Origin of the sequence: Acinetobacter proteolyticus (genome assembly GCF_000367945.1) — a bacterium.
Lineage (GTDB): Bacteria > Pseudomonadota > Gammaproteobacteria > Pseudomonadales > Moraxellaceae > Acinetobacter > Acinetobacter proteolyticus.
Genome location: NZ_KB849179.1, coordinates 2,243,356 through 2,267,719, shown reverse-complemented (window position 1 = coordinate 2,267,719; position 24,364 = coordinate 2,243,356). Strand labels below are relative to the sequence as shown.

The 24,364-nt window shown below is 40.9% G+C and carries 24 protein-coding genes, 4 tRNA genes and 1 pseudogene; 24 read left to right on the top strand and 5 right to left on the bottom strand.

The genetic code is table 11. The features are described 5' to 3' along the window. Nucleotides 1-5: 5 nt before the first annotated feature. On the top strand, nt 6-1,985 hold the full coding sequence (filF, locus tag F993_RS06510) for a putative pilus system protein FilF (RefSeq protein WP_032812748.1): 1,980 nt from the start codon (nt 6-8) through the stop codon (nt 1,983-1,985). 38 nt (nt 1,986-2,023) lie between these two features. On the opposite strand, the gene F993_RS06515 is transcribed toward filF, so the two are convergent. Next, the gene (locus tag F993_RS06515; RefSeq protein ID WP_004655567.1) at nt 2,024-2,572 is read right to left on the bottom strand and encodes an NUDIX hydrolase; all 549 of its coding nucleotides are present in this window, start codon (nt 2,570-2,572) and stop codon (nt 2,024-2,026) included. A gap of 121 nt (nt 2,573-2,693) precedes the next feature. Here F993_RS06515 and F993_RS06520 point away from each other — a divergent pair, with 121 nt between their 5' ends. The 7 genes from F993_RS06520 to fghA all read left to right on the top strand — a co-directional run bounded on the left by F993_RS06520 (nt 2,694) and on the right by fghA (nt 8,785). Next, complete coding sequence (locus F993_RS06520; RefSeq protein WP_171066070.1) at nt 2,694-3,308, top strand: CoA pyrophosphatase; 615 nt, start codon at nt 2,694-2,696, stop codon at nt 3,306-3,308. A gap of 23 nt (nt 3,309-3,331) precedes the next feature. Continuing rightward, nucleotides 3,332-3,859, top strand: a complete 528-nt coding sequence (locus tag F993_RS06525) for a gamma carbonic anhydrase family protein (protein WP_171066069.1) — start codon at nt 3,332-3,334, stop codon at nt 3,857-3,859. 131 nt (nt 3,860-3,990) lie between these two features. Next, the gene (tsaB, locus tag F993_RS06530; protein WP_004655560.1) at nt 3,991-4,689 is read left to right on the top strand and encodes a tRNA (adenosine(37)-N6)-threonylcarbamoyltransferase complex dimerization subunit type 1 TsaB; all 699 of its coding nucleotides are present in this window, start codon (nt 3,991-3,993) and stop codon (nt 4,687-4,689) included. An 8-nt stretch (nt 4,690-4,697) separates the two neighbouring features. Beyond that, complete coding sequence (locus tag F993_RS06535) at nt 4,698-5,519, top strand: undecaprenyl-diphosphate phosphatase (protein WP_004655558.1); 822 nt, start codon at nt 4,698-4,700, stop codon at nt 5,517-5,519. Further along, complete coding sequence (locus tag F993_RS06540; RefSeq protein ID WP_004655556.1) at nt 5,519-6,343, top strand: class I SAM-dependent methyltransferase; 825 nt, start codon at nt 5,519-5,521, stop codon at nt 6,341-6,343. The genes F993_RS06535 and F993_RS06540 overlap by 1 nt, the downstream gene beginning before the upstream one ends. 188 nt (nt 6,344-6,531) lie before the next feature. Continuing rightward, nucleotides 6,532-7,977 carry a C13 family peptidase gene (locus tag F993_RS06545; RefSeq protein WP_004655554.1) on the top strand — a complete coding sequence of 482 codons (1,446 nt, stop codon included), beginning with the start codon at nt 6,532-6,534 and terminating at the stop codon, nt 7,975-7,977. Beyond that, complete coding sequence (gene fghA, locus F993_RS06550) at nt 7,946-8,785, top strand: S-formylglutathione hydrolase (RefSeq protein ID WP_004655551.1); 840 nt, start codon at nt 7,946-7,948, stop codon at nt 8,783-8,785. Before F993_RS06545 ends, fghA begins: the two co-directional genes overlap by 32 nt. 89 nt (nt 8,786-8,874) lie before the next feature. Here the strand turns inward: fghA and F993_RS06555 are convergent, their stop codons facing one another. Together F993_RS06555 and F993_RS06560 are read right to left on the bottom strand one after the other, a co-directional pair. Beyond that, entirely contained in the window at nt 8,875-9,882 is a 1,008-nt protein-coding gene (locus F993_RS06555) for an OmpA family protein (protein WP_004655549.1), read from the bottom strand. A 117-nt stretch (nt 9,883-9,999) separates the two neighbouring features. After that, nucleotides 10,000-10,275 carry a DUF2218 domain-containing protein gene (locus F993_RS06560; RefSeq protein ID WP_004655547.1) on the bottom strand — a complete coding sequence of 92 codons (276 nt, stop codon included), beginning with the start codon at nt 10,273-10,275 and terminating at the stop codon, nt 10,000-10,002. A gap of 181 nt (nt 10,276-10,456) precedes the next feature. Between F993_RS06560 and rpe the strand changes: the two genes are divergently transcribed. From rpe to F993_RS06630, 14 genes are all read left to right on the top strand, one after another. Then, complete coding sequence (rpe, locus tag F993_RS06565) at nt 10,457-11,143, top strand: ribulose-phosphate 3-epimerase (RefSeq protein ID WP_004655545.1); 687 nt, start codon at nt 10,457-10,459, stop codon at nt 11,141-11,143. 368 nt (nt 11,144-11,511) lie between these two features. Continuing rightward, nucleotides 11,512-11,937 carry a hypothetical protein gene (locus tag F993_RS06570; RefSeq protein ID WP_004655543.1) on the top strand — a complete coding sequence of 142 codons (426 nt, stop codon included), beginning with the start codon at nt 11,512-11,514 and terminating at the stop codon, nt 11,935-11,937. 70 nt (nt 11,938-12,007) lie between these two features. Beyond that, a complete protein-coding gene (locus F993_RS06575; protein WP_004655540.1) occupies nt 12,008-13,963 on the top strand; it encodes a multicopper oxidase domain-containing protein in 1,956 nt (651 codons plus the stop codon). Continuing rightward, nucleotides 13,950-14,852, top strand: a complete 903-nt coding sequence (locus tag F993_RS06580) for a copper resistance protein B (protein WP_004655539.1) — start codon at nt 13,950-13,952, stop codon at nt 14,850-14,852. Before F993_RS06575 ends, F993_RS06580 begins: the two co-directional genes overlap by 14 nt. Nucleotides 14,853-14,934: 82 nt before the next feature. Further along, nucleotides 14,935-15,432: a hypothetical protein gene (locus F993_RS06585; RefSeq protein ID WP_004655536.1), complete on the top strand. Its 498-nt coding sequence runs from the start codon at nt 14,935-14,937 to the stop codon at nt 15,430-15,432. A 1-nt stretch (nt 15,433) separates the two neighbouring features. Beyond that, entirely contained in the window at nt 15,434-15,979 is a 546-nt protein-coding gene (locus F993_RS06590; protein WP_004655534.1) for a hypothetical protein, read from the top strand. A 168-nt stretch (nt 15,980-16,147) separates the two neighbouring features. Further along, entirely contained in the window at nt 16,148-16,465 is a 318-nt protein-coding gene (locus F993_RS06595) for a DMT family transporter (RefSeq protein WP_004655532.1), read from the top strand. Nucleotides 16,466-16,482: 17 nt separating this feature from the next. Beyond that, nucleotides 16,483-16,971 carry a methylated-DNA--[protein]-cysteine S-methyltransferase gene (locus tag F993_RS06600; protein WP_004655530.1) on the top strand — a complete coding sequence of 163 codons (489 nt, stop codon included), beginning with the start codon at nt 16,483-16,485 and terminating at the stop codon, nt 16,969-16,971. Between the two features lie 349 nt (nt 16,972-17,320). Next, on the top strand, nt 17,321-18,541 hold the full coding sequence (gene argJ / locus F993_RS06605) for a bifunctional glutamate N-acetyltransferase/amino-acid acetyltransferase ArgJ (protein WP_004655528.1): 1,221 nt from the start codon (nt 17,321-17,323) through the stop codon (nt 18,539-18,541). Nucleotides 18,542-18,684: 143 nt separating this feature from the next. Next, the gene (gene nadA / locus F993_RS06610; RefSeq protein WP_004655525.1) at nt 18,685-19,749 is read left to right on the top strand and encodes a quinolinate synthase NadA; all 1,065 of its coding nucleotides are present in this window, start codon (nt 18,685-18,687) and stop codon (nt 19,747-19,749) included. A 143-nt stretch (nt 19,750-19,892) separates the two neighbouring features. Continuing rightward, nucleotides 19,893-19,969: transfer RNA gene (locus F993_RS06615), tRNA-Pro, on the top strand. 68 nt (nt 19,970-20,037) lie between these two features. After that, a tRNA-Arg gene (locus F993_RS06620) sits at nt 20,038-20,114 on the top strand. Nucleotides 20,115-20,150: 36 nt separating this feature from the next. After that, a tRNA-His gene (locus tag F993_RS06625) sits at nt 20,151-20,226 on the top strand. A 4-nt stretch (nt 20,227-20,230) separates the two neighbouring features. After that, nucleotides 20,231-20,307, top strand: a tRNA-Pro gene (locus tag F993_RS06630). A 1,379-nt stretch (nt 20,308-21,686) separates the two neighbouring features. Here the strand turns inward: F993_RS06630 and F993_RS06650 are convergent. Together F993_RS06650 and F993_RS06655 are read right to left on the bottom strand one after the other, a co-directional pair. After that, complete coding sequence (locus F993_RS06650; RefSeq protein WP_004655517.1) at nt 21,687-22,316, bottom strand: type VI secretion system amidase effector protein Tae4; 630 nt, start codon at nt 22,314-22,316, stop codon at nt 21,687-21,689. Then, nucleotides 22,306-22,836, bottom strand: coding sequence for a PAAR domain-containing protein (locus F993_RS06655; protein ID WP_004655515.1), 531 nt, complete (start codon nt 22,834-22,836; stop codon nt 22,306-22,308). The genes F993_RS06650 and F993_RS06655 overlap by 11 nt, the downstream gene beginning before the upstream one ends. A gap of 204 nt (nt 22,837-23,040) precedes the next feature. On the opposite strand from F993_RS06655, the gene F993_RS06660 reads away from it, so the two are divergent. Both F993_RS06660 and F993_RS0119780 read left to right on the top strand, forming a co-directional pair. Beyond that, nucleotides 23,041-23,508 (top strand): DMT family transporter, encoded by a 468-nt coding sequence (locus tag F993_RS06660; RefSeq protein ID WP_004655513.1) that lies wholly within the window; start codon nt 23,041-23,043, stop codon nt 23,506-23,508. Nucleotides 23,509-23,592: 84 nt separating this feature from the next. Then, nucleotides 23,593-24,229 (top strand): annotated as a pseudogene (locus F993_RS0119780) (nuclease-related domain-containing protein). Nucleotides 24,230-24,364 lie beyond the last annotated feature (135 nt).

Here is a 24,364-nt window from a genome sequence, read left to right as displayed (position 1 = left end):
CAATGATGAATAAAAAAATACTATTGCCATTTGCGCTTTCAACGTTGGCTTTTTTTTTACATGGATGTGGTAGTGAAAGCGCAAAAATCAATGAGGATCCTAATAAAGGTGTAAAAGGTGTCACATCAAGCACCAGTTGCGATATTACAGCAGATAACTGTTTGCAATTTGTATTAGACTATCCTGTTGCTGGTTTAAATTTTGATTGTAGTAGCGATACGGTTAACCATTTTGCGACTAAATTAGATAGTAATGTTGTTTCTGGTGCATGTAAGCTCGGAGATAGTGTTAACTTTTATATTCAAGGTGCATTGAGTCCCCGAAAAATTAGTTTAGGCTCAGTTAAACTTGATAATATTTCTAAGTTAAAAACAACAACCTTACCCCGTATTCGTGTAGTTGATTTTGCTACAGCATTAACAGGAAAAGAACCTGCATCATTAAGTGCGAATGATGAAACGATTAAAGTAGCTATGGCTCTCGTGAAAATATTTCAAAGCTTAGGTATAGAGCGAGGAAATAATGTTGTTACCGATCTACAACCAACGGAATTAACTACAGATAAAACAGATAAATTATCTTTAATAGAAAAAGATGTTGGTGTTTCTGAGTTCATAAGTGGGGAATATGCCCAGATTTTGAAGCCTTGGTTAAATGTAGCATCTGTTACTGATGAACAAGCGTTTAATATGGTTGTTGAACTTTTAAATTTAACAAACTCTGGCGTTTGGCAAGCAGAAATTCCAATTTATAAAGAAGGTGGAGAAATTAGTTCAACCGAGATTGCAGGTGTTAGACCTGATGGTTTCTTTGGTTGTAATAAAGCGATTTATACAGATTGTACTAAAGCCAGCAATAATCTATTACATTCTATGGGAAGTTTTTTCTTATTATCTGATCGTCAAGGTTACACGCTCGGTTATGGTCAACAATGGAGGGGGAGTGCAACTATATCAAATAATACGGTTTTATCTCCGTATGTACTTACGACTAAAGTAAAGCCTATAAAAATTCAAGCTACTACAACGAAAAATTGGTTTGATCCATTGAGTCAGAAAGTAAATGTAAATCAACCATTGCATTTTAGTCAGACCAATGATGTCGCTGATGATATATTAATTACTCAAGGTAAATTAACTAATGGTAATACGATCGCGGGTACAGAGAGTGTATATCGGAAATTAATATTAGCTAAAGATACGGATACAATAGATAGTAGTAATTTAGGATTGTGGAGACAAACAATTCGTGGTGAGTCCTATCGAGGGGTGATTGATATTGTTAAAGTTAATCCATCTAGTTATTTAGCAAGAGATATTTTTAGAACTGAAAAAAATGTAGAATCAAAACAACGATATATTTTCCCGTTGTATGCAACACTTACTTTTAAGTTTAATGACACTAGTGTTACACCAAAAGAAGTAAATCTAGGTATTGTAATTGATGAGAATGGGGATATTCGAACAGATATCAAGAAAGGAGCTACGACAACGGATATGACTGGGAATTGTGCTGCAATTCAAACGGTCAATAATGATGGAACTCTTGTAGATGAATATGGTGAAATGCAATATCGAATTGGTACAACAGGAGCAACATTATTTTCCGCAAATGATAAGTCTATTTCTGTACGTGTCATTTTAGCTAATCCTAAGTTTGATGTGATTGATGGTGCAATGTTTGGCTTAAATTTAAGTTCTGGTTCTGGCGCCAAAATTAACATTCATAATTTATTGGATGGTCAGGCAACAGGGATAAATTTAACAAATTTTGCAAATAATCAGGTAGCTTGGTCAAATACATATGCTTATTATCAAGCTGCTTATGTGAATACTTATGATAAATTAAATGATACAAATAAAAATCAGTATGTTAGACCAACTGATGAAGAAAGAGCTTTAGCAAAACGTTATACGGGTACGGTGAGTATTACCGTTGCCGATCAAAAGATTCCTGCTTGTAATGCGATTAAGATCAAGTCTTAATAACAGAATAAAAAGACCGCTGCGGCGGTCTTTTTTATTTAACCGGTATGATCGAGCCGTGTTCCCAGCGTTTCCAGATGGGTAGGAAACTGTCCGGTTTTACGATCAGTAAAATAATGTCGGAGTGTTTGTTCTACACTCGGAAAAGCCAGTTCGGTCCAAGGAATTTCATGTTCTTCGAATAGACGACATTCAATACTTTCTTCACCCGCACCAAATAAACCTTGCTTTAAATGCGCTTTAAATAACACATAGATTTGGCCAATACGTGGAATATTGTACATACAATACAGTTGTTCTATTTCTACTTCGGCCTCAGCTTCCTCACGGGTTTCACGTGCCGCACCTTGCTCCATGGTTTCAAAGAGTTCCATATAACCAGCAGGTAAGGTCCACAGACCATAGCGAGGCTCAATTGCGCGGCGACATAACAACACTTTGTCATCCCAAAGGGCCAAGGCACCGCAAATCACTTTGGGATTTTCGTAGTGAATATTGCCACAATGAGTGCAGACAAGTCGTGTTTTATGATCACCGAGTGGAATTTTTGCTTCAGTTTGATGTCCACACGCAACGCAAAAGCTCATAATTATCATCAACCGTAGAGATAGCTCAGCATAACTGAATTTTGATGACTTCGCATCATGATCTATGATTGCAGTGAAAATTTCAGCTATGATGCTGGATAAGGAAAAAGAGAAAAAAGAGATGAGTCATATGGAAGAACCATCGTTAATACAGCTTTTACAACAACGGTTGCGTTTTTCCAAACGAATCCAGCAGGCAGATGCCGCTGTTTTGATTGCCATTACCCAAGAACCGCAACCGAAAGTTCTACTGACACGCCGTTCAATGCAGCTGTCTCAACATGCAGGGGAAGTATCTTTCCCTGGTGGCAAACGTGATCCAAGTGATACCAGTAATATTGTGGTTGCTTTGCGTGAGGCTCAAGAAGAAACTGCACTGAATCCATTTGATGTCAAACTTTTGGGGGATTTACCGATTCAGCGGGCGCGAAGTGGTCTCTCGGTTAAACCGATTGTGGGGTTAATCCCGGCTCAAGTCGACTTAATTGCTCAGCCAACAGAAATTGATCGAATCTTTTTTGTACCTTTACAGGAATTGATTGATGCACCACCGTTGCCTTATGAAGTCCGTTTGGCGACACAATCGTTGTATTTCCCAAGTATGCAGGTCGAGAGTGAAATTGTGTGGGGGCTGACGGCGCGAATGTTAATTTCTTTATTTCAATATGGATTGGGGTATCAAAAGAATTGGCCATTCTTGGTGAATCCGCCTCATTTTGGTTTATCTAAATTCTAATCTTTAAAAGAGTTTTTATCATGATGTATACCTATCAGGGATTGAGTCCAAAAGCCTTATATGAACCTTGGGATGGTTGGGTTGCACCCACGGCGACCGTGATTGGTCAGGCTGAATTAGGACGTCAGGTCAGTATTTGGTTTGGTGCCGTGGTTCGTGCCGATAATTGTGTGATTCGGATAGGTAGTTTTTCCAATATTCAAGAAAATGCAGTATTACATACCGATGCAGGCATTGAACTGATTGTGGGTGAATATGTCACGATTGGGCATAAGGTGATGCTGCACGGTTGTACGATTGGCGATAATTCCTTAATTGGTATGAATGCTGTAATCCTCAATCATGCAGTGATTGGCAAGAATTGTATTATTGGAGCCAATGCGCTGATTCCAGAAGGGAAAGTAATTCCAGACAATTCAGTGGTGATGGGGTCACCGGGTAAAGTGGTGAAAACCTTAGATGAGCAGGGGGCTGCACGATTACGTTTAAGTGCATTGCATTATGCAGAACATTATAAAAATTTCTTAGATTTAGAGCCGTTCCAGTTCTAATTATTTCAGTTTAAAAAGCCAAGTTTATGCTTGGCTTTTTTATGGTGATAAAAACACAATAACTCGCCTATCGCGTTTGAGTGGAGTATGATACTCGACGTTTTTGATCTCTTTTTCTCTAAGGTTTTTGCATGAAGTTGCTTGCATTGGAAACTGCAAATGAGCAGTGTTCTGTTTCATTAATTGATGATGCTCAAGAACTCTATTTTCAATTGGATGAGCGAACCAAGGCACAAACTCAAACCATTTTACCTTTAATTGAACAAGCCTTGTTACAAACCAATACGCAATTGGCCGACTTAACCGCAATTGCATTTAGTCGTGGTCCAGGTTCATTCAGTGGTGTACGGATCAATGCGGCGGTCGCACAGGCCTTAGCGTGGTCGCAAGATTTACCTGTGATTCCTGTTTCAAGTTTACAGGCTTTGGCGCAGGCGGCTTATCGTCTCAATGGCTTAGAACAGGTGACAGCCGTTCTTGATGCACGTATGCAAGAAGTCTACATTGCCAATTTTAGTCTGGATGAGCAGGGCATGATGCAGGCCATTGATGATGAGAAATTGTTAAGTTACGAGCAGGCCACAGCGTATTGTCAATTTACCGCGATTGGTTCGGGTTCAGAATTAATTAAGCCAACTGACATAGACTCAGAAGCGGCTTCCAGTCAGCACACGTCAAATGTCAACATCAAGGCAACGGCGCAGGACATTGCAACGATTGCACGCGTGTATGCGGCACAACAAAAATGGGTTGATGCTGAATATGCACTGCCTGTGTATTTACGTGATGATGCTTGGAAAAAAATTCCCGAACAAGGTAAGGCGAACTAAGGTTAATTATGGATCTTTTATTGCTATTTAAAGCAGCAATTATGGGGTTGGTGGAAGGGATTACCGAATTTCTACCGATTTCAAGTACAGGGCATTTGATTTTAACTGGTCAACTGTTAGATTTCTGGACGGTTGAAAAACGAGATATGTTTGCGGTGGCTGTACAGATTGGTGCAATTGCAGCCGTGATCTATGAATATTGGGGTAAATTGTGGGGCGCACTGATTGGCGCACTCACAGGACAAGAACAAGGTCGCCGTTTAAGCCTGAATCTGATTATTGCCTCAATTCCAATTGTGATTATTGGTTTGACCTTCGGCGATGTGGTCAAAGCCTATTTATTTAATGCGATTACCGTTGCGATTGCCTTGATTGTTGGTGGTTTTATTATTTTATGGGCGGAACGTCGTCCACATCAGATTGTGACACAAGAAGTGGATGATCTGAGTTTTAAGCAAGCGACTTTAATTGGTTTGATTCAGTGTCTGGCTTTGATTCCGGGAACGTCTCGTTCAGGTTCAACCATTATTGGCTCATTATTCTTAGGCGTATCACGCAAAGCGGCAGCTGAGTTTTCCTTCTTTTTAGGGATTCCAGTGCTGATGGGCGCAGGCTTACTGGATATGTACAAGATGCGTCATGAGTTGCATAGCAATGATATGGCTGTGTTAGGCGTAGGAATCATTGTTGCCTTTGTTTCTGCTTTGGTGGTGATTCGCGCTTTGATTCGTTATGTCTCTAAACATGATTTCACTGCATTTGCTTATTATCGCATTATCTTTGGTTTGTTTATTCTTGCGACATGGTGGACAGGTTGGGTGCATTGGTAATGCAGATGGGGTGTTGGTATCCAGCGGAATATGCACAGCCGTTTCAACAACTGCAAACCCGTTTGGCTGAATTGAATGTGCAGCTCAACGGGCAAGTAGTTGAAAAGATCAATGCACGTTTTTTACGTTTGAATCCTGACATGGCATTGGTTTTGGATGAAGATGGGCTCAGTCTTGCTGCCAATGGCATGAAAATGCAGCCGGATTGGCGCGCTGAAATTCCTCGTCTGAAAAGAGCCAGTCTAAAATCTGAAATGATTGCCAGAGCCTGTCAGCTCGGTGAAAAGCCAACCTTAATTGATGCCACTGCAGGTTTAGGTCATGACAGTTTATTGATGGCCTATCTGGGGGCGGATGTTCGTTTAATTGAGCGCCATCCGATTCTGTTTGTGCTATTGGAATATAGCAAAGCCAAAGCTGAGCAAGATCCATTTTTACAAAGCTGTATGCAGCGGATTGAGCTGATTTATGCAGATTCCAATACCTATTTACAGCAATTGGTACAGCAAGGCGAGCAGGTGGATGTGGTGTATTTAGATCCAATGTTCCCACAGCGTGATCAAAATCAACAGGCAGCAAAAAAACAGGCACAAGTCAAAAAACAAATGCAATTGCTGCATATGTTGTTGCCTGAAGATGGCGAGATGGATTTAGGTGATCAACTCCTACATTTGGCGCAGCAAATTGCCAAACGTGTCATTGTGAAGCGCCCACGCCATGCTGTTTATCTGGCAGATCAAACGCCTGATCATCAATGGTTAGGTGATGCTTGCCGTTTTGATGCATATTTTCCAAAAGGTCAAATTTGCAACAGAATTGAATGATTGTTTGGCTTGCGTCAATGCTCGGTAAAGATTTGTGATATAGTGCAAAAGCATGATTGCTAAAAAATTCTTGTCGAGCTTACACTACAGTCACGCATCGCGTCTTTTAGGAAAAGTACTGCACATTCAATCATTAGAATGGCATATTTTCAGTTTAGGCTTGAAAAGAGAAACTCCCGAAGAATTTTATGATCGACCTCAAACCCTCTATTAATATCTGGCATGATTTTAAAAGTAACCAAATTGCTGGAATGTGGTTGTTCCTCGGGTCACGTCGTTCCTTACAGGTCGTTCATCCCTCGATTACCCAACTGATTATTTGGGGAATTCTCGGAGGATGTACCAACTCTTTGTATAGCTGGTTGGTGGCTGGACAAGTCGGAGAGTTTAACTCCCAAGGTCTGATTGGTTATGCGCTTTGGCCGTTTATTGCGCTGATTGTTGGTATTTTCCTTTCGCAGCGCATGAATCAGCCGCGTCTGATGCTGGTGCCTGCCTTATTATGGTTGGTGCTAGATACCAATATTCTACTGTTGCAATGCATCATTCAGTATTTGGGTTCAAACGGCTATCTCAATTTCATTCCTGACAGTATTTATAACGGCTTCCTGCCGCCCTTATTTGTTGGCCTCTTTGTTTGGCAAAGTTTGGCTGTGATTTGGGTTTTTTCACGTGCCTTGAATTGGCCCTGGTGGGAACGTGCCTTGGTCTTTGTGGCCACGATCGCCACCATGGTAGTTTGGCAACTTTCAGTGAAAGACCAGCCGATTTGGAAAGTGGAAGAAACTCCACCAAGCTTTGCTGAAGATGCTTTTTATGCGCAAAGCCATTTATTGGATAAAGCGCTGGATCAAATTCAATATGGGGATATCGCCAAAAGCCATTGGTATTTTATGGGGGTGGCCGGTGATAGCTATGTGGATGTATTTAAATCTGAAATTGAGCGAATAAGAGAACAGTTCGATACGCGTTTTGGAACCTTCGGGCGCTCGATTATGCTGATTAATAATCCTGCGACACGTTTAGAGGTCCCAATTGCCTCTAAAACCAGTATGGAGTTAGCTTTACGCCGTATTGGTCAGCAGATGAATCGGGATAGTGATGTCTTGTTTCTGTATATGACTTCGCATGGTGAGCGTAATCATTTTGAAATTGAAAATGCACCCTTGGATTTAGATCAGGTAGATCCAAAATGGTTAAGAGAAACCTTGGATAAATCGGGGATTCGCTGGCGTGTGATTGTGATTTCAGCCTGTTATTCAGGCAGTTTTATTCCTGCATTACAGTCACCCGATACTTTAATTATTACGGCTTCTGCTGCAGATAAAACCTCGTTTGGCTGTAATAATGAAGCAGATTATACTTATTTTGGTCGAGCGTTCTTTGATTTGGCGATGCGCGAACAATATTCAATGAAAACCGCATTTGAGCAAGCCAAACAAACCGTGACTAAATGGGAAATTGCACAGGGCGTAGAACCTTCTGAACCCCAGTGGGCGATCGGGCGGAATATGGAGCTGATGCTGCCACAGCTTGAGCCCTATTTATTTCCAACTCAGAATATCGCATCAACAGATATAACTAAAACACAGGATGATGAACATGCAGCTACTGCAAAAAAACCGCTGTTTTGAGGGTGAGCAACGTATTTATCAGCTGGAATCTCAACATTTAAAGGGAAGCACTAAGGTAGGCGTTTATTTGCCTCCTGCTGCTTTAGCGGGGAAACCGTGTTCAGCTTTGTTTTATCTTGCAGGATTGACCTGTAACGAAGAAACCTTTGCCATCAAAGCACATGCACAACGAATGGCTGCTCGATTAAGTCTGATTTTGATTACGCCCGATACTTCTCCGCGTGGAGATGATGTGGCTCAAGGTGATCACTGGGATATTGGTCAGGGTGCTGGCTTTTATCTCAATGCAACGCAACAGCCTTGGGCAGCGCATTATCAAATGGAGTCCTATCTGGTTGATGAACTCTATGCACATGTCTTGCAAGAGTTGCCTGTGATCGAAAACCAAATCGGTATTTTCGGGCATTCGATGGGTGGACATGGCGCTCTGACCTTGGCCTTTAAATATCCAGAGCAATTTAAATCGGTTTCGGCGTTTGCGCCAATTTGCGCACCGAGTATTTGTCCTTGGGGTGAAAAAGCATTCGCCCAATATTTAGGTGCTGATCAACAACAATGGCTCGCACATGATGCGACGGCTTTGGTTCAGCAAAAGGGCAGTGTATTTGATGAAATTTTAATTGATCAAGGTTTGGATGATCAGTTCTATGCGCAACTGAACCCAGAAAAGTTTAAGCAAGCTTGTCTGGATGCAGGGCAACACCTGACTTTACGCCAACACAAAGGCTATGATCACGGCTATTACTTCATACAAAGTTTTATCGATGATCACTTACAGTTTCATGCGATTCAATTAGAAAAAAATTAACAACCGAAAGGTTCTGCTTAGGGGCTGTTGTTTGAGCCTATAACATAAGGCATAGCCGAAATGCCAACAGCCCCTAATTTGTTAGAGCATTATAATTTTACTAATTCGACTCTTCTGTTTTTGGCTTTACCTTCTTCACTCTCATTACTGGAAACCGGTTTGGTATCACCAAAGCCTTGCGCCTTTAAACGGGATGGATCTATGCCTGCATCGGTCAATGCTTTGACGACAGTTTGAGCTCTTGCCTGAGAGAGTTTCAAATTATGTGCGGACTCACCTGAGTTATCGGTATAGCCATTAATTTCAAGCTTGAGCGCATCATCACTTTTTAATAAGTTCAGTATTTGGGTGATTTGTTCATGTGAGTTTGCTAGTAATGTGGCTTTATCTGTTTCAAAATTAATCTGTATATCAACTTTATTGTTTTGATCTAAAGCTGCTTTTAACTGATTTGCAGACAGGGCTTTAGCAGTTATTTCTACTGGTCGGGTTTCTAAGACCAATAAACCCGCTGAGCGTCCACTTTGAGTGATTTGAAACCAGATATCTCGATGATTCTGATGAATCACATAGCTTTGTGTCGGATTGTTATAAATATCTCCTAATCCATCGACATAAGCTACGCCATATTTTTCTGAAAGTTGGCTAGCAAGCTCTGTCGGGATTTTACTGTCTGTAATTTTTTTCCCACCTAAGTCGCTAATAACCGCATCCAAATTACGCTGTAATTCCAAGAAAGAGGTTTCTTGGTTATTCTCTTCCGCATCGATTCGTCCATTGAAAAGTTTACCCTCAACTTTCTCAAGTTTGCCTCCGACCCAAAATTCCATTTGAGCGAAGTTTTCAGTGGATTGATGCGCAAAATGATACCCTTTAGGGAGTTGAATAAATGGCAAATCTCCAAGTTCAACATTCGAAATCGGAATTTGATCGATACTGAAGCTATCGGTTTTTGTTTGTGCTTCAACTGATTGATGTTCTGTTGTCGCAGTATTTGTTTCGGCTGCCTCATGCTTTTCTGGTTTTTTACTACAACCGATGCTCGTTAGGCTGATGATTGCCGTCATTAGCATGACGGATGAAATTTTTTTATTCATATGCTTTCCCTATTTAAGGCGTACATGATATCCAAAACAAAATACTATTTTTAATTTTAAGCAGACAGATTGAATTGAAATACTGATCTGCCCGCTGATTTAACACTTTTCAGTTTTTTAACTATGCTGCCATTCAGCAACAAATTCCTGTTGTGCCATACGGTTTAAATGATCCAGTACCACCTGTTCTAGACGCGCTACATCTTCTTGTTGATTTTCAATCAGTACAGCCAAATGTTGTTCCTGTGGTGTAAGTGTCACCGTAGCCGTCGGCATAAAAATTTTTGAATGGGTTTCGGTTTCCAAGACTTCAAATTTATGTTTCCAATGGTTCAGTAAGCGCTTACTGATTCGTTTTCCTTCAGTGGTTGTGATTTGAGTCGTACTGTTCATGTTTTAGACATCCTCTTATTTCACTCCATACCATAGCAAAGCTGAGAAAAGATAAAAATAGTTCAGATGCAACGCGTTGTTGCAAGTTTGCAATGTCCTAATAATGACTTTGTAACAGACTTAAGTTCGCTAAATTTGCTATAATCCTTGCATTATTTTCTTAGAGTTTGCCAGGTCGTCCATGTCCAAGCCTTATTTAATTGCGCCTTCGATTTTATCTGCTGATTTTGCACGTTTAGGTGAAGATGTAGAGAAAGTTCTAGCTGCGGGCGCAGACGTTGTACATTTTGATGTGATGGACAACCACTATGTACCTAACCTGACTTTTGGTGCAGGGGTATGTAAGGCACTGAAAAACTATGGCATCAAAGCGCCGATTGATGTGCATCTGATGGTTTCACCTGTTGATCGTATGATCGGTGATTTCTTGGAAGCAGGTGCGGACATTATTACCTTCCACCCAGAAGCAACGGATCATATTGATCGCTCGTTACAGTTGATTAAGGCCGGTGGAGCTAAAGCAGGCTTAGTGTTCAATCCAGCAACCCCGTTGCACTATCTTGATTATGTATTGGATAAAGTCGATCAAATTCTATTGATGAGTGTAAACCCAGGGTTTGGTGGGCAAAAATTCATTCCAATGACGTTGGAAAAATTACGTCAAGCCCGTCAAATTATTGATGCCAGTGGTCGTGATATCCGTTTAGAAGTGGATGGTGGTGTAGGACCAGCCAATATTCGTGAAATCGCGGAAGCAGGTGCAGATATGTTTGTTGCAGGCTCAGCAATTTTTGGTCAGCCTGACTATAAAACGGTGATTGATCAAATGCGTGCAGAGTTGGCACAAGTTGGTGCAAAAGAAGTTTAGTATTTTCATTCTATTATTCACATAAACTTGTGGATAACTTTGTTTATAACTCGGTGGATAACCGTGTTGATAAGCAGGTGGATAAGATGTTGTTAAAATAAACAAAATGATTTCAGTTGTTTATATTCACAACAAAATAATGAAAAAAGGACAATTTTCTGTCCTTTTTTTGTGCATTAACTTATTCATTTTGCTTTATTTTTGCTCATGCTTATTGATGTGCCGTTTAGCTCGATAAAACAGCAGTTTACAGCGGGATTTGGGTGGAATTATCGAAATTCAAACACAAAGATGATTGTGCATAACTGCAAAAGAAATTATCCTAGGCACATTAAGTAATTTTTTGATGATTGGAATAAGGAACATAAGTGCAACTTCTTAAGCGATACAAACGCCTGTGGTTTGTATTCCTGATGATATTTTTCATCGGGGGAAGTGGTGTGGCTGTTGCTGCTGTTCAAGCGATTCAATCCGATCAAAATACTTCAACTACAATTCCAGCGATGGCATGTCACGATCAGCAAATGATGGATCAACATCATCAGATGCCAAGTTCGAAAAGTGACTCACTGAGTTCAGCACAGTGCCATGATGGGAAAATGCATAGCGATCAACATTGTCTGGACTGCAATAGTACCTCACATTGTCAAAGCATAAATCTGGGCTTAGATCAAAACAGCCCAAGTTTAGCATCTTTACCATTTTTAGAGTTGAGTACCCGTACCAATACGGACTATCAAGCTCGACATCTTGCTGGTTATTGGCAAGAGATTTTACGCCCTCCTAAAGCCTGATCTGTCTTTACTCGGCTCTTTCTATCCATGAACAGAGCAATTTGAAAAGTTAACAGATTAGGAAATTATCATGTCTTCAAAACTATATGCTGGTGTTGTCGCTAGCTTAAGCCTATTGTTTGCGCCTTATACTTTGGCTGCAATTAAAGAATATCATCTGAATATTAATGAAGGGATGGTGAATGTTACTGGCAAGCCCGTCAAACGTATTACCGTAAACGGTAAATTTATCGCCCCGCTCTTAGAGTTTGAAGAGGGTGATGAAGCGGTCATTCATGTGCATAACCAACTCAAAAATCAAGATACCTCTTTGCATTGGCATGGACTGCTGTTGCCTGGATTGATGGATGGTGTACCAGGTTTTAATGGTTTCCAAGGAATTAAGCCGAATGGCAGTTTTGAGTACCGTTTCAAGGTACGTCAAAACGGGACCTATTGGTATCACGCACATAGTAAAGGGCAGGAACAAGATGGTTTGTATGGCGCGTTGGTGATTTATCCAAAAGGCAAGCAACCTGTTGCTGCACATGAGAAAGCTGAACGTGATTATGTGGTGATGTTGTCGGATTTCCATGAAACGGAAAGTGACAAGATCATGGCGAATTTGAAAAAGTCTGCTGAATATTACCAAAACCATCGTGAAACATTGGGTGATGTCTGGAAACAGGTTAAAACGCAGGGTTTAAAAGCTACGTGGCAAGACCGTTCTGCATGGAATCAGATGCGTATGGCCAAAACTGACATGGGCGATGTAGACGGTTATACCTTCTTGGTCAATGGTCAGACACCACAACAAAACTGGACCGGTGCTTTTAACGCGGGTGAAAAAGTACGTTTACGTTTTATCAATGCTTCAGCAATGTCTTTCTTTGATGTGCGTATTCCCAATTTAAAAATGACCGTGGTCAGTGCCGATGGCCAGCCCGTGAAACCTGTTCCTGTGGATGAATTCCGTATTGGAACAGCCGAAACTTATGATGTATTGGTTGAACCAAAACAGGCCCATTATCAAATTGAAGCAGAGTCGATTGACCGTACAGGCTTTGCTATTGGTGCATTACACAATAGCATGACGCCCAATACGCAAAAGGTTCAGATCCCTAAAGCGCGTCCACGTGCTTTATTAACCATGGAAGATATGGGTATGGATCATGGTGCACATGGTCAAATGAATATGGGCAAGATGGATCATAGCCAGCATCAGATGCCGCAAGACAAGGCGAAGGCTGCAGCAAATTCACAGCCCGCTATGGATCATAGTGCACATGCTCAAATGAATATGGGCAAAATGGATACTGGATCAGACCAGCAGATGAATATGGCGAATATGGATCATAGCCAGCATCAGATGCCGCAAGACAAGGCGAAGACGGCAGCAACTTCACAGCCCGCTATGGATCATAGTGCACATGCTCAAATGGATATGAGCAATATGGACCATAGCCAGCATCAATCAGCTGCGACTACGGACACATCAAACACGGATACTGTGCAGGGCTGGGCTAATGCGGCAACACCAGCAGGCCATAAAGCGTTAAGTTATGCAGATTTGCAATCATTAAAGCCACAGCCTGAGAGCTATAGTCGCCCTGCGGAACGTGAAGTGGTGATTCGTTTGGGTGGAACCATGGAGCGTTATATTTGGACCATTGATGGCAAGAAATTTAGTGATCCTGACTTCAAGCCTTTAACTGTGCGTTATGGTGAGCGTATCCGACTCAAATTTGTCAATGACAGTATGATGGCGCATCCGATGCATTTACATGGCATGTTTATGCAGCTGGAAAATGGTCAGGCACCTCAAGATATGCCAAATAAACATACCTTGATTGTACCACCAGGCAAGACGGTTACGGCTTTACTGACTGCGGATGAAATCGGTGAATGGGCGATCCATTGTCATCTGTTGTATCACATGAGTGCGGGTATGATGAGTAAGTTAATTGTCGCCAATGTGGATGACAGCAAAGCAGCACCAACAACACCAGTTCAATCATCTCAAGGAGCGAGCCATGCACATCACTAAGCAATCTTCTAAGATGAAACGTTATACACAATTACTGGCGATTGGCGGCATTGTCTCTTCTTTCAGTGCATTGGCCTATGCACATGAAGGACATGATCACTCGATGCAAATGGATATGTCAGCACAGCAGAACATGACAATGAATGCATCGATGCCGATGGACCATTCACAGCATCAAAGCCCAAGCATTTCCGCTCAAACGCAGAATCAAGATGGACATGCTGACCATTATAAGGAGCATGGCGGACAGATTTATCAGTCGACGCAGTTAGATACACAATGGCTACTTGATGAAGATGGGCAGGGCACGCTCAAGTCCAAGTTAAAAACTTGGGTGGGAACCGATGAAAATAAATTATTCATCATTGCGGACTATGCCAAGGCCGAGTCAGAGAAATCGGAGCAAAGTCTGGCTGCGCTATACAGTCGGAATATTGCAGATTTCTGGGATGTGCAAGCTGGAGTAAATTACAGCTATAACCCTGAGCGTGAGGTGGATAAGGAACAATTTGAGGGTGTCGTCGGTTTTCACGGCATGGCGCAGTATTTCTTTGAAACAGATGCACATCTGTATGTTGGGCAAGACCAACAATGGCGCTTTGTATTGGAAACTGAACGAGATTTGTTGCTGACTCAAAAGTTGATCCTGCAGCCATATCTGGAAATGGAATGGGTACTGAGGGATGAATCCAAGTATGCCGCTAAAACAGGCCTTGCTGATGCAGAAGTGGGGATCAAAACTCGCTATGAAATCGTCAAGAATCGAGTGATGCCTTTTATCGATGTCGGCTATGGTTATAGCAACGGGCGTAAAGAAACCAATTGGCAAACGGCCAGTGACTCCAAAACAGGTTGGGTCTATGGTGCAGGTCTATCGCTAAAGTTCTGATATTTTACTTAAAATGTCATTTTTTCGAGATACTGTTGGTTTATACTAACAGTATCTTTTTTGAGTCATTCATGGTGCATAAATGGCTTTAGAACAACAAGACAATCCAATAATAGATAAACTAAACGCATCGACTAACTTGCGAGAAAAATCTCAACGTTTGTCGGCTTCTCAGCTTGAGTTGATTCCTGCCGATGGCAGTATGAATGTGAGTTTTTACTATATTCCTCATATGAGTAGTGCTGTAGAAGAGCAGCGCGTAAGAAAAGCATTATTGCCTTTTTCAGATCAACTCATTGAACACTGTATTGATTTAGAAGCACGCCATTTAGCCCTCTATCATCAGGACTCGATTGCTGAGGTGACTGCCGCATTACAGCGTTTGAATCTTGGTGCGGAATTACAACAAACCATGCCGCATTATGAACCGATGGAACTAGCGACCTCTAAACCACCAGTCGCTCAGAATAAATATCAGCAAGATGAAAATGTCTTCAGCCTGATTCAACAGTTTTTTTCAACTGCTTTAGCGCGATTTAAGCAATGGGTAAAAGCCTTGAGAAATAAACAGGATCAATAACATGCCGAGATGGATGTATGGCTTGCTGGTGATTGCACTCGGCTGGATGCTGTGGACAAAATGGATTAAGCCTACACCTGATATTAGTCAGATTACGACTCAGCAAGGCGTGCAGGTTGTGGCACTGGAAAATTATGAGGGTTCATTTCGCGTGCTTTCAAGAGAAGACTATCACTTAGGGCGTGAAGCTGAGTTTTCTCCTATGGATATTGCGGTAGGTTGGGGTGAAATGGCCAATCCTCAGGTTTACAAACAGATTGATATTTCCCAAAGTAACCGTTGGTATCGTTGGTCTGTCGATCACGAGCCACCCATTCCACTGCGGCAGATTGCAACACATAGTGCCAATATGCATCTGGTTCCCGCCAATTCCACAATTGCAGCACAAATGAAAAAAATTAAACAAGATGACTTGGTATATTTAAAGGGTTCTCTGATTGAGATTCAGAGCCAAGATGGCTGGCGCTGGAAGAGTTCTTTATCTCGAGAAGATACAGGTAATGGCTCATGTGAGCTGATGCGGGTCGATCAGATTATCTGGCAGTAATGTATTTTAATAGAAGACTAATTTTTTCAATGTTTTAGTGATTTTAGATACAGAACAAATCACATAATTTTCATGTTTTACAGTACACTGCTGCACCTAGGAGGACGACCTCCCTCGAAATAATCACGTTGGGACGACCCGACAATCGATAAAGTTGAGCGTAATAAAATGGCATGGGCAATTCTAATTTTGGCAGGTATTTTTGAAGTGATTTGGGCATATTCCATGAAGATGTCTGAAGGATTTACCAAGTTAACGCCAAGTATCGTGACCATTGTTTTCATGATTTTAAGTGTGGTATTACTTTCCATGTCGATGCGGACACTTCCACTTGGAACGGCCTATACCATCTGGACGGGAATTGGTGCAATTGGATCGTTTGTTGTTGGCATTTTGATCTTGAATGAACCGATGACGGCTATGCGTATGATCGCAGCGGTATTAATCGTTTCAGGTCTTGTATTGATGAAGTTATCATCAAATTAATGGTTGAGGAGAGTGTGATGCAACTGGTCTATATGTACATGGATTCTCCTGTGGGTGCATTAAAGCTGGTTGCTCACGATCAGGCACTGGTCGCCGTGATGTGGGACAATGAAGACCATAAACGGGTGCGGCTTTCTGAACTGGTAGAAGATCGTCAGCATCCGATGCTGCATCGAGTTAAACAACAATTAGAACAGTATTTTGCTGGGCAACGTCAGCAGTTTGATTTACCTTTGGATTTTCAAGGCACTGCATTTCAGCAACAGGTTTGGCAGGCTTTATTGAGCATTCCTTATGGGGAAACACGCAGTTATAAAGACATTGCCGTTCAGTTGGGTAATGAAAAAGCGGTGCGTGCGGTTGGGGCAGCCAATGGTAAGAATCCGATTTCGATTATTGCGCCGTGTCATCGGGTGATTGGGTCGAGTGGCGCATTAGTTGGTTTTGCAGGTGGTTTGGATAAGAAGCAGATTTTACTGAGTTTAGAGCAAAGCCAAATTCCATAATCTGTAGTGTTAATACTCGATTTTCATTTCTTTTTGGAATAAGCTACTTAACAGATATGAATCGACATATTTTATGACTTGAACCGTAACTCAGTTATTCGCGAGGCGGTGTCTTGCTTAGTGTAATTCAATATTAGGAATAACCTTCGGTTCGAGTTACTTTGGTTTCACCCAAAGTAACCAAAGGCATTGTCATCTACAAAACCTGTTCACTTGTTGCATTTGTTTTATCTATCGCAGAAACGGGATATTACAAATACCACCCAGGTTGTAGATGACCTTTCCGAGTCTCATATATAGGGTATGTATTCATTTTCTTTTTCATAACAAATTGAATGGAAGTTTAAAAATGGCTGTTGGTGACGTAACTATGCCACTTATGCATGTGGTGCAGGGTGTAAAAATTGGCTCAACTGAGGCGTATGTACGTTATCCAAATCGACGAGATTTAGTTATTTTTGAATTTGCCGAAGGCTCAAAGGTTGCAGGGGTATTTACCCAAAGCGCCTTTGCTGCTGCACCTGTTCAATTGAGTAAAAAGCATTTGGCAGAAAATACCCCACGTTTCCTGATCATCAACACGGGTAATGCCAATGCTGCAACAGGAACAGTTGGTTATCAAAATGCAGAGGCGACTTGTGCAAAGTTGGCTGAGCTAACTGGTGTTCAAGCCAATCAGATTTTACCGTTTTCAACTGGCGTGATTGGTGAGCAACTCCCAATTGAACGTTTAGTACAAGGCATTCAGCCTGCATTAAATGATTTAAATGCCGATCGTTGGGCGGATGCGGCATCAGGCATCATGACTACCGATACCACACCAAAAGGTGCATCTGAACAGTTTGAGCTGGATGGTGTGACCTATACCATGACGGGAATCAGCAAAGGTGCAGGCATGATTCGTCCGAATATGGCGACCATGCTCAGTTTTGTTGCAACTGATGCTCCGATTAGTACTGAACTGGTACAGCGTTTACTGCAAACCACGGTTGAGCACTCTTTTAACCGCATTACCATTGATGGCGATACCTCGACCAATGACTCTTGTATCTTTGTCGCAACGGGTCTAGCTGGCGGTGCTGAAATCCAGAACCAAGACGATGCACGTTATCAACAAGTGCTCGATGTGCTTGCACGTATCATGAATCGTTTGGCGCAATTGATTGTACGTGATGGTGAGGGTGCAACCAAGTTCATTACGGTACAGGTCGAAGGCGGAGCCAATACCCAAGAATGTTGTGATGTGGCCTATAGCGTTGCCGAGTCGCCACTCATTAAAACTGCTTTATTCGCTTCAGATCCAAACTGGGGTCGTATTGTGATGGCGATTGGTAAAGCGGGTGTGCCAAACCTAGATAGCAGCAAAGTTCAAGTTTGGCTTGGTGATGTACAAATCTGCTTGGATGGTGGTGCAAACCCAGACTATACCGAAGAAGCGGGCGCAGCCGTCATGGCTGAGAAGGAAATTAGCATTCGTATTGACCTCGGTCGTGGTACAGCAAAAGATACGGTTTATACCTGTGACTTTTCTTACGACTATGTCAAAATTAATGCCGATTATCGCTCATAAATTTGCGTTATAATAAAGCCTCCACAGTGGGGCTTTTTTTATAAGCTAGTTTGTGGATGAGGTGATTTTTCCCAAATGATCACGCCATTACCCACGTTAAAAGTTTGCAGTGATGCAAGCACGCAGGATAGAGAAGACGTTTTATGAATGATGCGAATTTAATTGCGAACGAAGCCAAAAATATTGTGCAGGCGCATTTAGATCGTTTGGGCGAGCCAAAGGACAATAGCCTTAGCCCAGAAGTGAAACAAGAAAAGTTTGCCCAAATTGCAGCAGAGTTGAAAAAACGCAATGCAGTGCTTGTGGCTCACTATTACTGTGATCCGGAAGTGCAAGAGCTTGCCGAACTGACAGGTGGCTGTGTTTCTGATTCATTGGAAATGGCGCGTTTTGGTCGTGATCATCCTGCAACAACGCTTGTGGTGGCAGGCGTGAAGTTTATGGGCGAAACTTCAAAAATCTTATCCCCTGAAAAAACCGTATTGATGCCAACCCTAGAAGCAACCTGTTCACTCGATTTGGGCTGTCCTGTCGATGAGTTCACTGCATTCTGTGATCAGCACCCTGATCATACCGTGGTGGTGTATGCCAATACCTCGGCGGCTGTAAAAGCACGTGCCGATTGGGTCGTGACTTCAAGCTGTGCGGTGGAGATCATTGAGCACTTGGACAGTTTGGGCGAAAAAATTATTTGGGCACCAGATCAGCATTTAGGCCGCTATATTCAAAAGAAAACTGGCGCTGAAATGTTGTTGTGGGATGGCGCATGTATCGTGCATGAAGAATTCCGTGCGCGTGGTATTGCACAAATGAAAGCACTTTACCCAGATGCTGCGGTATTGGTTCATCCTGAGTCACCTGAATCAGTGGTAGATATTGCTGATGCGGTGGGAAGTACCTCGCAATTGATTAAAGCAGCACAGACCTTGCCGCATAAACAAATGATCGTGGCAACAGATCGCGGCATTTTCTATAAAATGCAGCAAGCCGCACCAGATAAAGAATTATTTGAAGCACCAACTGCAGGTGAGGGTGCAACGTGTCGTTCATGTGCACATTGTCCGTGGATGGCAATGAACGAATTGGATGGTATTTTGCATGTATTGCAGCATGCTGATCAAGAAATACACGTCGATCCAGCCTTAGCTGAACGCGCGAAATTACCCTTAGATCGAATGTTGAACTTTAGTGCTTCTTTGAAACGCTAAAATGTCTGAAAATGCTTGTTAAATATACATTTGATAAGGATTTATTAGTTTTTTGGAAAATAGGTGTTGACGTTCTAGGGCGTCGCGCCTAGAATGCACACCGTACCGCACGATGTGCGATACACTAAAAGCTGAAAAGAAATCGGAGCATAGCACAGCCTGGTAGTGCACCTGGTTTGGGACCAGGGGGTCGTAGGTTCGAATCCTACTGCTCCGACCATTTAAAATATGTTGAAAAACATAGTTTTAAATATCGGCGAAGTATCGTGATAGTATTATCATCGTTATGCGCCTGTAGCTCAGTTGGATAGAGCATCCGCCTTCTAAGCGGATGGTCACAGGTTCGAATCCTGTCAGGCGCGCCATTTGGCAGCTTGGTATATAGAATCAAAGTTTTGATGGTGGATGTAGCTCAGTTGGTAGAGCCCTGGATTGTGATTCCAGTTGTCGCGGGTTCGAATCCCGTCATTCACCCCAATTTCGGAGCATAGCACAGCCTGGTAGTGCACCTGGTTTGGGACCAGGGGGTCGTAGGTTCGAATCCTACTGCTCCGACCATCATCTTAAAAGATGAGATAAAATACCGCTAAGTTAGCGGTTTTTTTACGTCTGGATTTTTTGAATTTAATAGCTTAAATTGAGTCCGTAGCCATAGGTCGAGGCGTACCAATTCACGATAAATGTAGAGATTACAAATATAAGAACTAAGATCATGATGAGTTTATGGCTCGCTTTTTTGGCCGCTATAAGGTAACCAGTCAACATGCTTAAGATGAACCAAAACCAAGTGTAGATCATTAAAAAGTTCTTAAATGAACCACTGCAACCTTCTATACATGGCCTTTTATGTTTTAGTAAGTTAATAAAAATTTCATGCGAAAGTTGCATCAAAACAATGATAATGATGAGACCTAAGATAGGGTATATAATCTTTTTTATCATTTGACCTCAAAATTAATAACTTAGGTTTTTCCATATCCATAATCTAGACCGTACCATGTTGTTGCTATACAAATGATTGAAAATAAAATTGCCCAGAAAAATATGCTTTTATATGAAATTTTTTTAAGACTTTTTAGATAGGCTAAAGCAGCTCCAAAGAAAATTGATATAAGAAATACCCACAAACAAAAATCATTGTATGCTCGACTACATCCCTCCCGACAAGTATCTCTGTCAATAATAGTTAAATACAAATTAGGGACTATGATCATCAGAACAAAAGTTACTATGATTCCAATGCAAATATATAAAAATTTATTCATTCTTTTTTAAAGAGTCATCCATTTAATAGCTTAAATTGAGTCCGTAGCCATAACCTGTGCTGTACCAAACAATGACTAAATAAATCATTAAATAGAAGGTAAGAAAGAAATAAATATTTTTACGATTAACAGTTTTTTTTGCTAATAAATAACCAAGTGTGGGTGCTATGATTAAACTTATAAGGCCAAATACAAATACAAATTTCCTAAATATTGGATCGCACCCTTCGGAACATACAGATGAATTAGGAATCATAAATTCATAGATTAGAGGTAGTCCCAAAAAAATAATTATTACAAGGATGATACTTAAAATTGGGTAAATTATTTTCTTCATTATTTACTCTATTAAGAATATTTTCTCATTTCAGAATTATGAAAAGAAGGGATAACCTGCATATACAGCTGAGTACCAATGAAATAAGTACATTACAATAAAATAGATTGGGAAGAACCACAGAAATGAAATACGTTTGCTAGTCCAATATTTCCAACCGATTAACAGTCCAAAAAAAGGTGTAAGCATGATTATTCCAAAATACATATAACTGAATGTGCCAGATGCATGTTCAACAGCATAATAACGCCCTGTCATTTTGTGCATTGAGCTTTGAGCTAAAACGGACAATATGAAAGCGATAATTACACTTAAAATTGCAGATACATATCTCATTATTTCACCTCAAAAAATATTATCTTCTTCGCCTTGCTCAAATCAGATAATTGGTAAAAGTAAAAATCGAGGCTGTCTATACCGAGTGTAAATCGTATTGTGGAAGCTAGATTCGGTGTCATTGTTGTTTTATTCCATAAATCAATATGTCCTCCACTAGCAGCATCTGAACTCTCCCCATCTCGTTGCCAATAGTCTCCAAAGAATATGATCCCTGTTTTGCCCTTAATTTTATCCTTCCAATTGACTCCTGTAATATTCTGTGCTGGACCAATCCCACAAACAGGACGGGTTTCAAGCCATTTCGACATTTCGTTGGCGCGTGTAGCTGTAGCCATACCATTAAGGAGAATGCGCCCAAGGGAAGGGGCTTTGCCTTCTGGTTTGATATTATTCTGCGAAAATGTGTTCATTTTAACGCCAACTTTATGTAGCGTTGCACTCATACGAATTGCACACTGGTTTTCAAAGCCCTTTGGAATATCTCCCTTTACTGTATACGGCGTACCCTTAACATAGCTTGTCCATAGCTCCTTAAATGTTATTGGCACAATACCGACCATACTACAAGCAGCAACAGAACCTCGTTTGGGATTTGTTTTAACCGTCCCCGATTGATTAACTGGCATCACCACCACGCTTGGTGAGTGCTTCTTCGCCTAAATAGAGTTTATAAGAAGCATGTCCCTCGGTTTCAATCCTTGGCAGTTTCCCATCAGCGCCAATTGTGCCTTGAAAGATTTTACCGTCAGTTGTTTCGATCAAGTAGGGCATACCTTCGGCAAAACTAAACTCAGCTGCAACTTGCTCATCAAAAACTTGAGGGCTACTGGTATTGAGAAAGTTGCTAACAGCGGATGAACTATTCGCGCCTGCACCGATTCCGTTATCTCTCACCACAAGGCTTTGATTCGGGAAAAAAGTTGCACCGCAAGTGGCTTTGTCACCTGCCATAATAATTGTTCTAGTGCCTGCCATTAAAAAGCCTTTGCCTGAGGATTGAGCTGTAGCCATCACTTGGCATTTGGGGCAATAGTGTCTCATGCCTTCTACGTGTACAGGAATCCCTTCGACGAGAAAGGTGTTATCCGCTTCTTGTACTATGCCACCGTGGTCTGTATGACAACCTTTGGTGATGAGTGCCTTCATTATTTTATCCAGTAAATAATCTTCAGTTATTTAAAAAATTTGTTTTAATAAAACTAATAAATGGTTTATTTACTTGGTTTAGCTATTCAAAGTAAAGTGGAATGCAAACATTGTCCTGATGTGTTAAGAGGAAGTGGCTAAAATGGTGAGTTAAGCTAGGTATTTGCGATATGATTAAATCAAAATAAAAAAGAGAAAATGACCATGCATAATATGAGTTATATTATGATTAGCATATTGGGAGGTGTGATCGTTCCATTACAGCTCGCAATGGTAAATACTTTTCGAAATACAAGTGGTGCTTCTCAAATTCAATCAACTTTTGTGCTTTATGTTGGTGGAGCAATTGCATCACTAATTATCGCATTAATCGTTGATGGTACAATTAAACCTCTATTATACCAACAAGCCTCATGGTGGATGTGGTTTCCAGGTTTTCTTGGCTCTATTTATATTCTTTGTATGTTTCTTGCAGCTCCTCAAATAGGAGCAACAAATACATTGTTATGGGTTTTCTTAGGACAAATGCTCTTTGCAACGATTATTGATAGTACTGGACTTCTAGGAATGCAAATTAGAAAAATAGATGGATTAAAGCTGTTAGGTCTGTTTTTTATCTTTATGGGTGGTTTGATTTTAATTTATAATGAATATAAAAATATAAATAATTAAGTGAATATTAATAAAATATATTTTAAAATTTTAGATCTTTTTTGTTCTTAATAAATTAAATTTAAAATTACTGGGGGGAGGAATATGCTTTTATATTTTATGTTTTTCATTATTATTCTTTCTATTATCACTTATTTGAAATCATCATATTTTAAGGGGAGAATAGGAGAGTTGATGGTTAAGGCTCACGTAGAAAAGGGATTAGGAGAGGAGTACATGTTATTCAACAATGTGACGATCGCCTGATGGCGAGCAAGGCACAACTCAAATTGATCATATTTTAATAAGTCCTTATGGGGTTTTTATTATAGAAGCGAAGAACTATACGGGGTGGATTTTTGGTGGTGTTCGACAAAAACAATGGACGCAAAAGATCTATAAGAAAAGCTATAAATTTCAAAATCCTTTACATCAGAATTACAAACATAGCAAAGTACTAGAGATGGTGCTAAATGACGTGTTAGATCTACAATATTTGCACTCGGTTATTGTTTTTACGCCTCGCAGTGACTTTAAAACAGAAATGCCTGAAAATGTGTTTCGAGGTAAGGCTTGGCTGAAATATGTGAAAAGTTTCAATGAGGAGGTGATCAGCCCCATGAAACAGAAAAGAATTCGCTGTCGTATTGAAAAAGAAGTATTGGAACAATCGTGGAAAACAGATCGTCAACATGTTGAGTATTTGAAACAGAAAAAATTAGAGAAAGAGAAATTAAGTTAGCTTTTAAATAAGATTGCTTTTTTACTGCAAGAGCATTGCTTGATTTGGCTATTGCGCTTTTATTGCGTTGCAGTTAAGTTGCTTATATTGATATGAATTGGTTAGACAACTACAACAGTATTTAAATGCCATGTT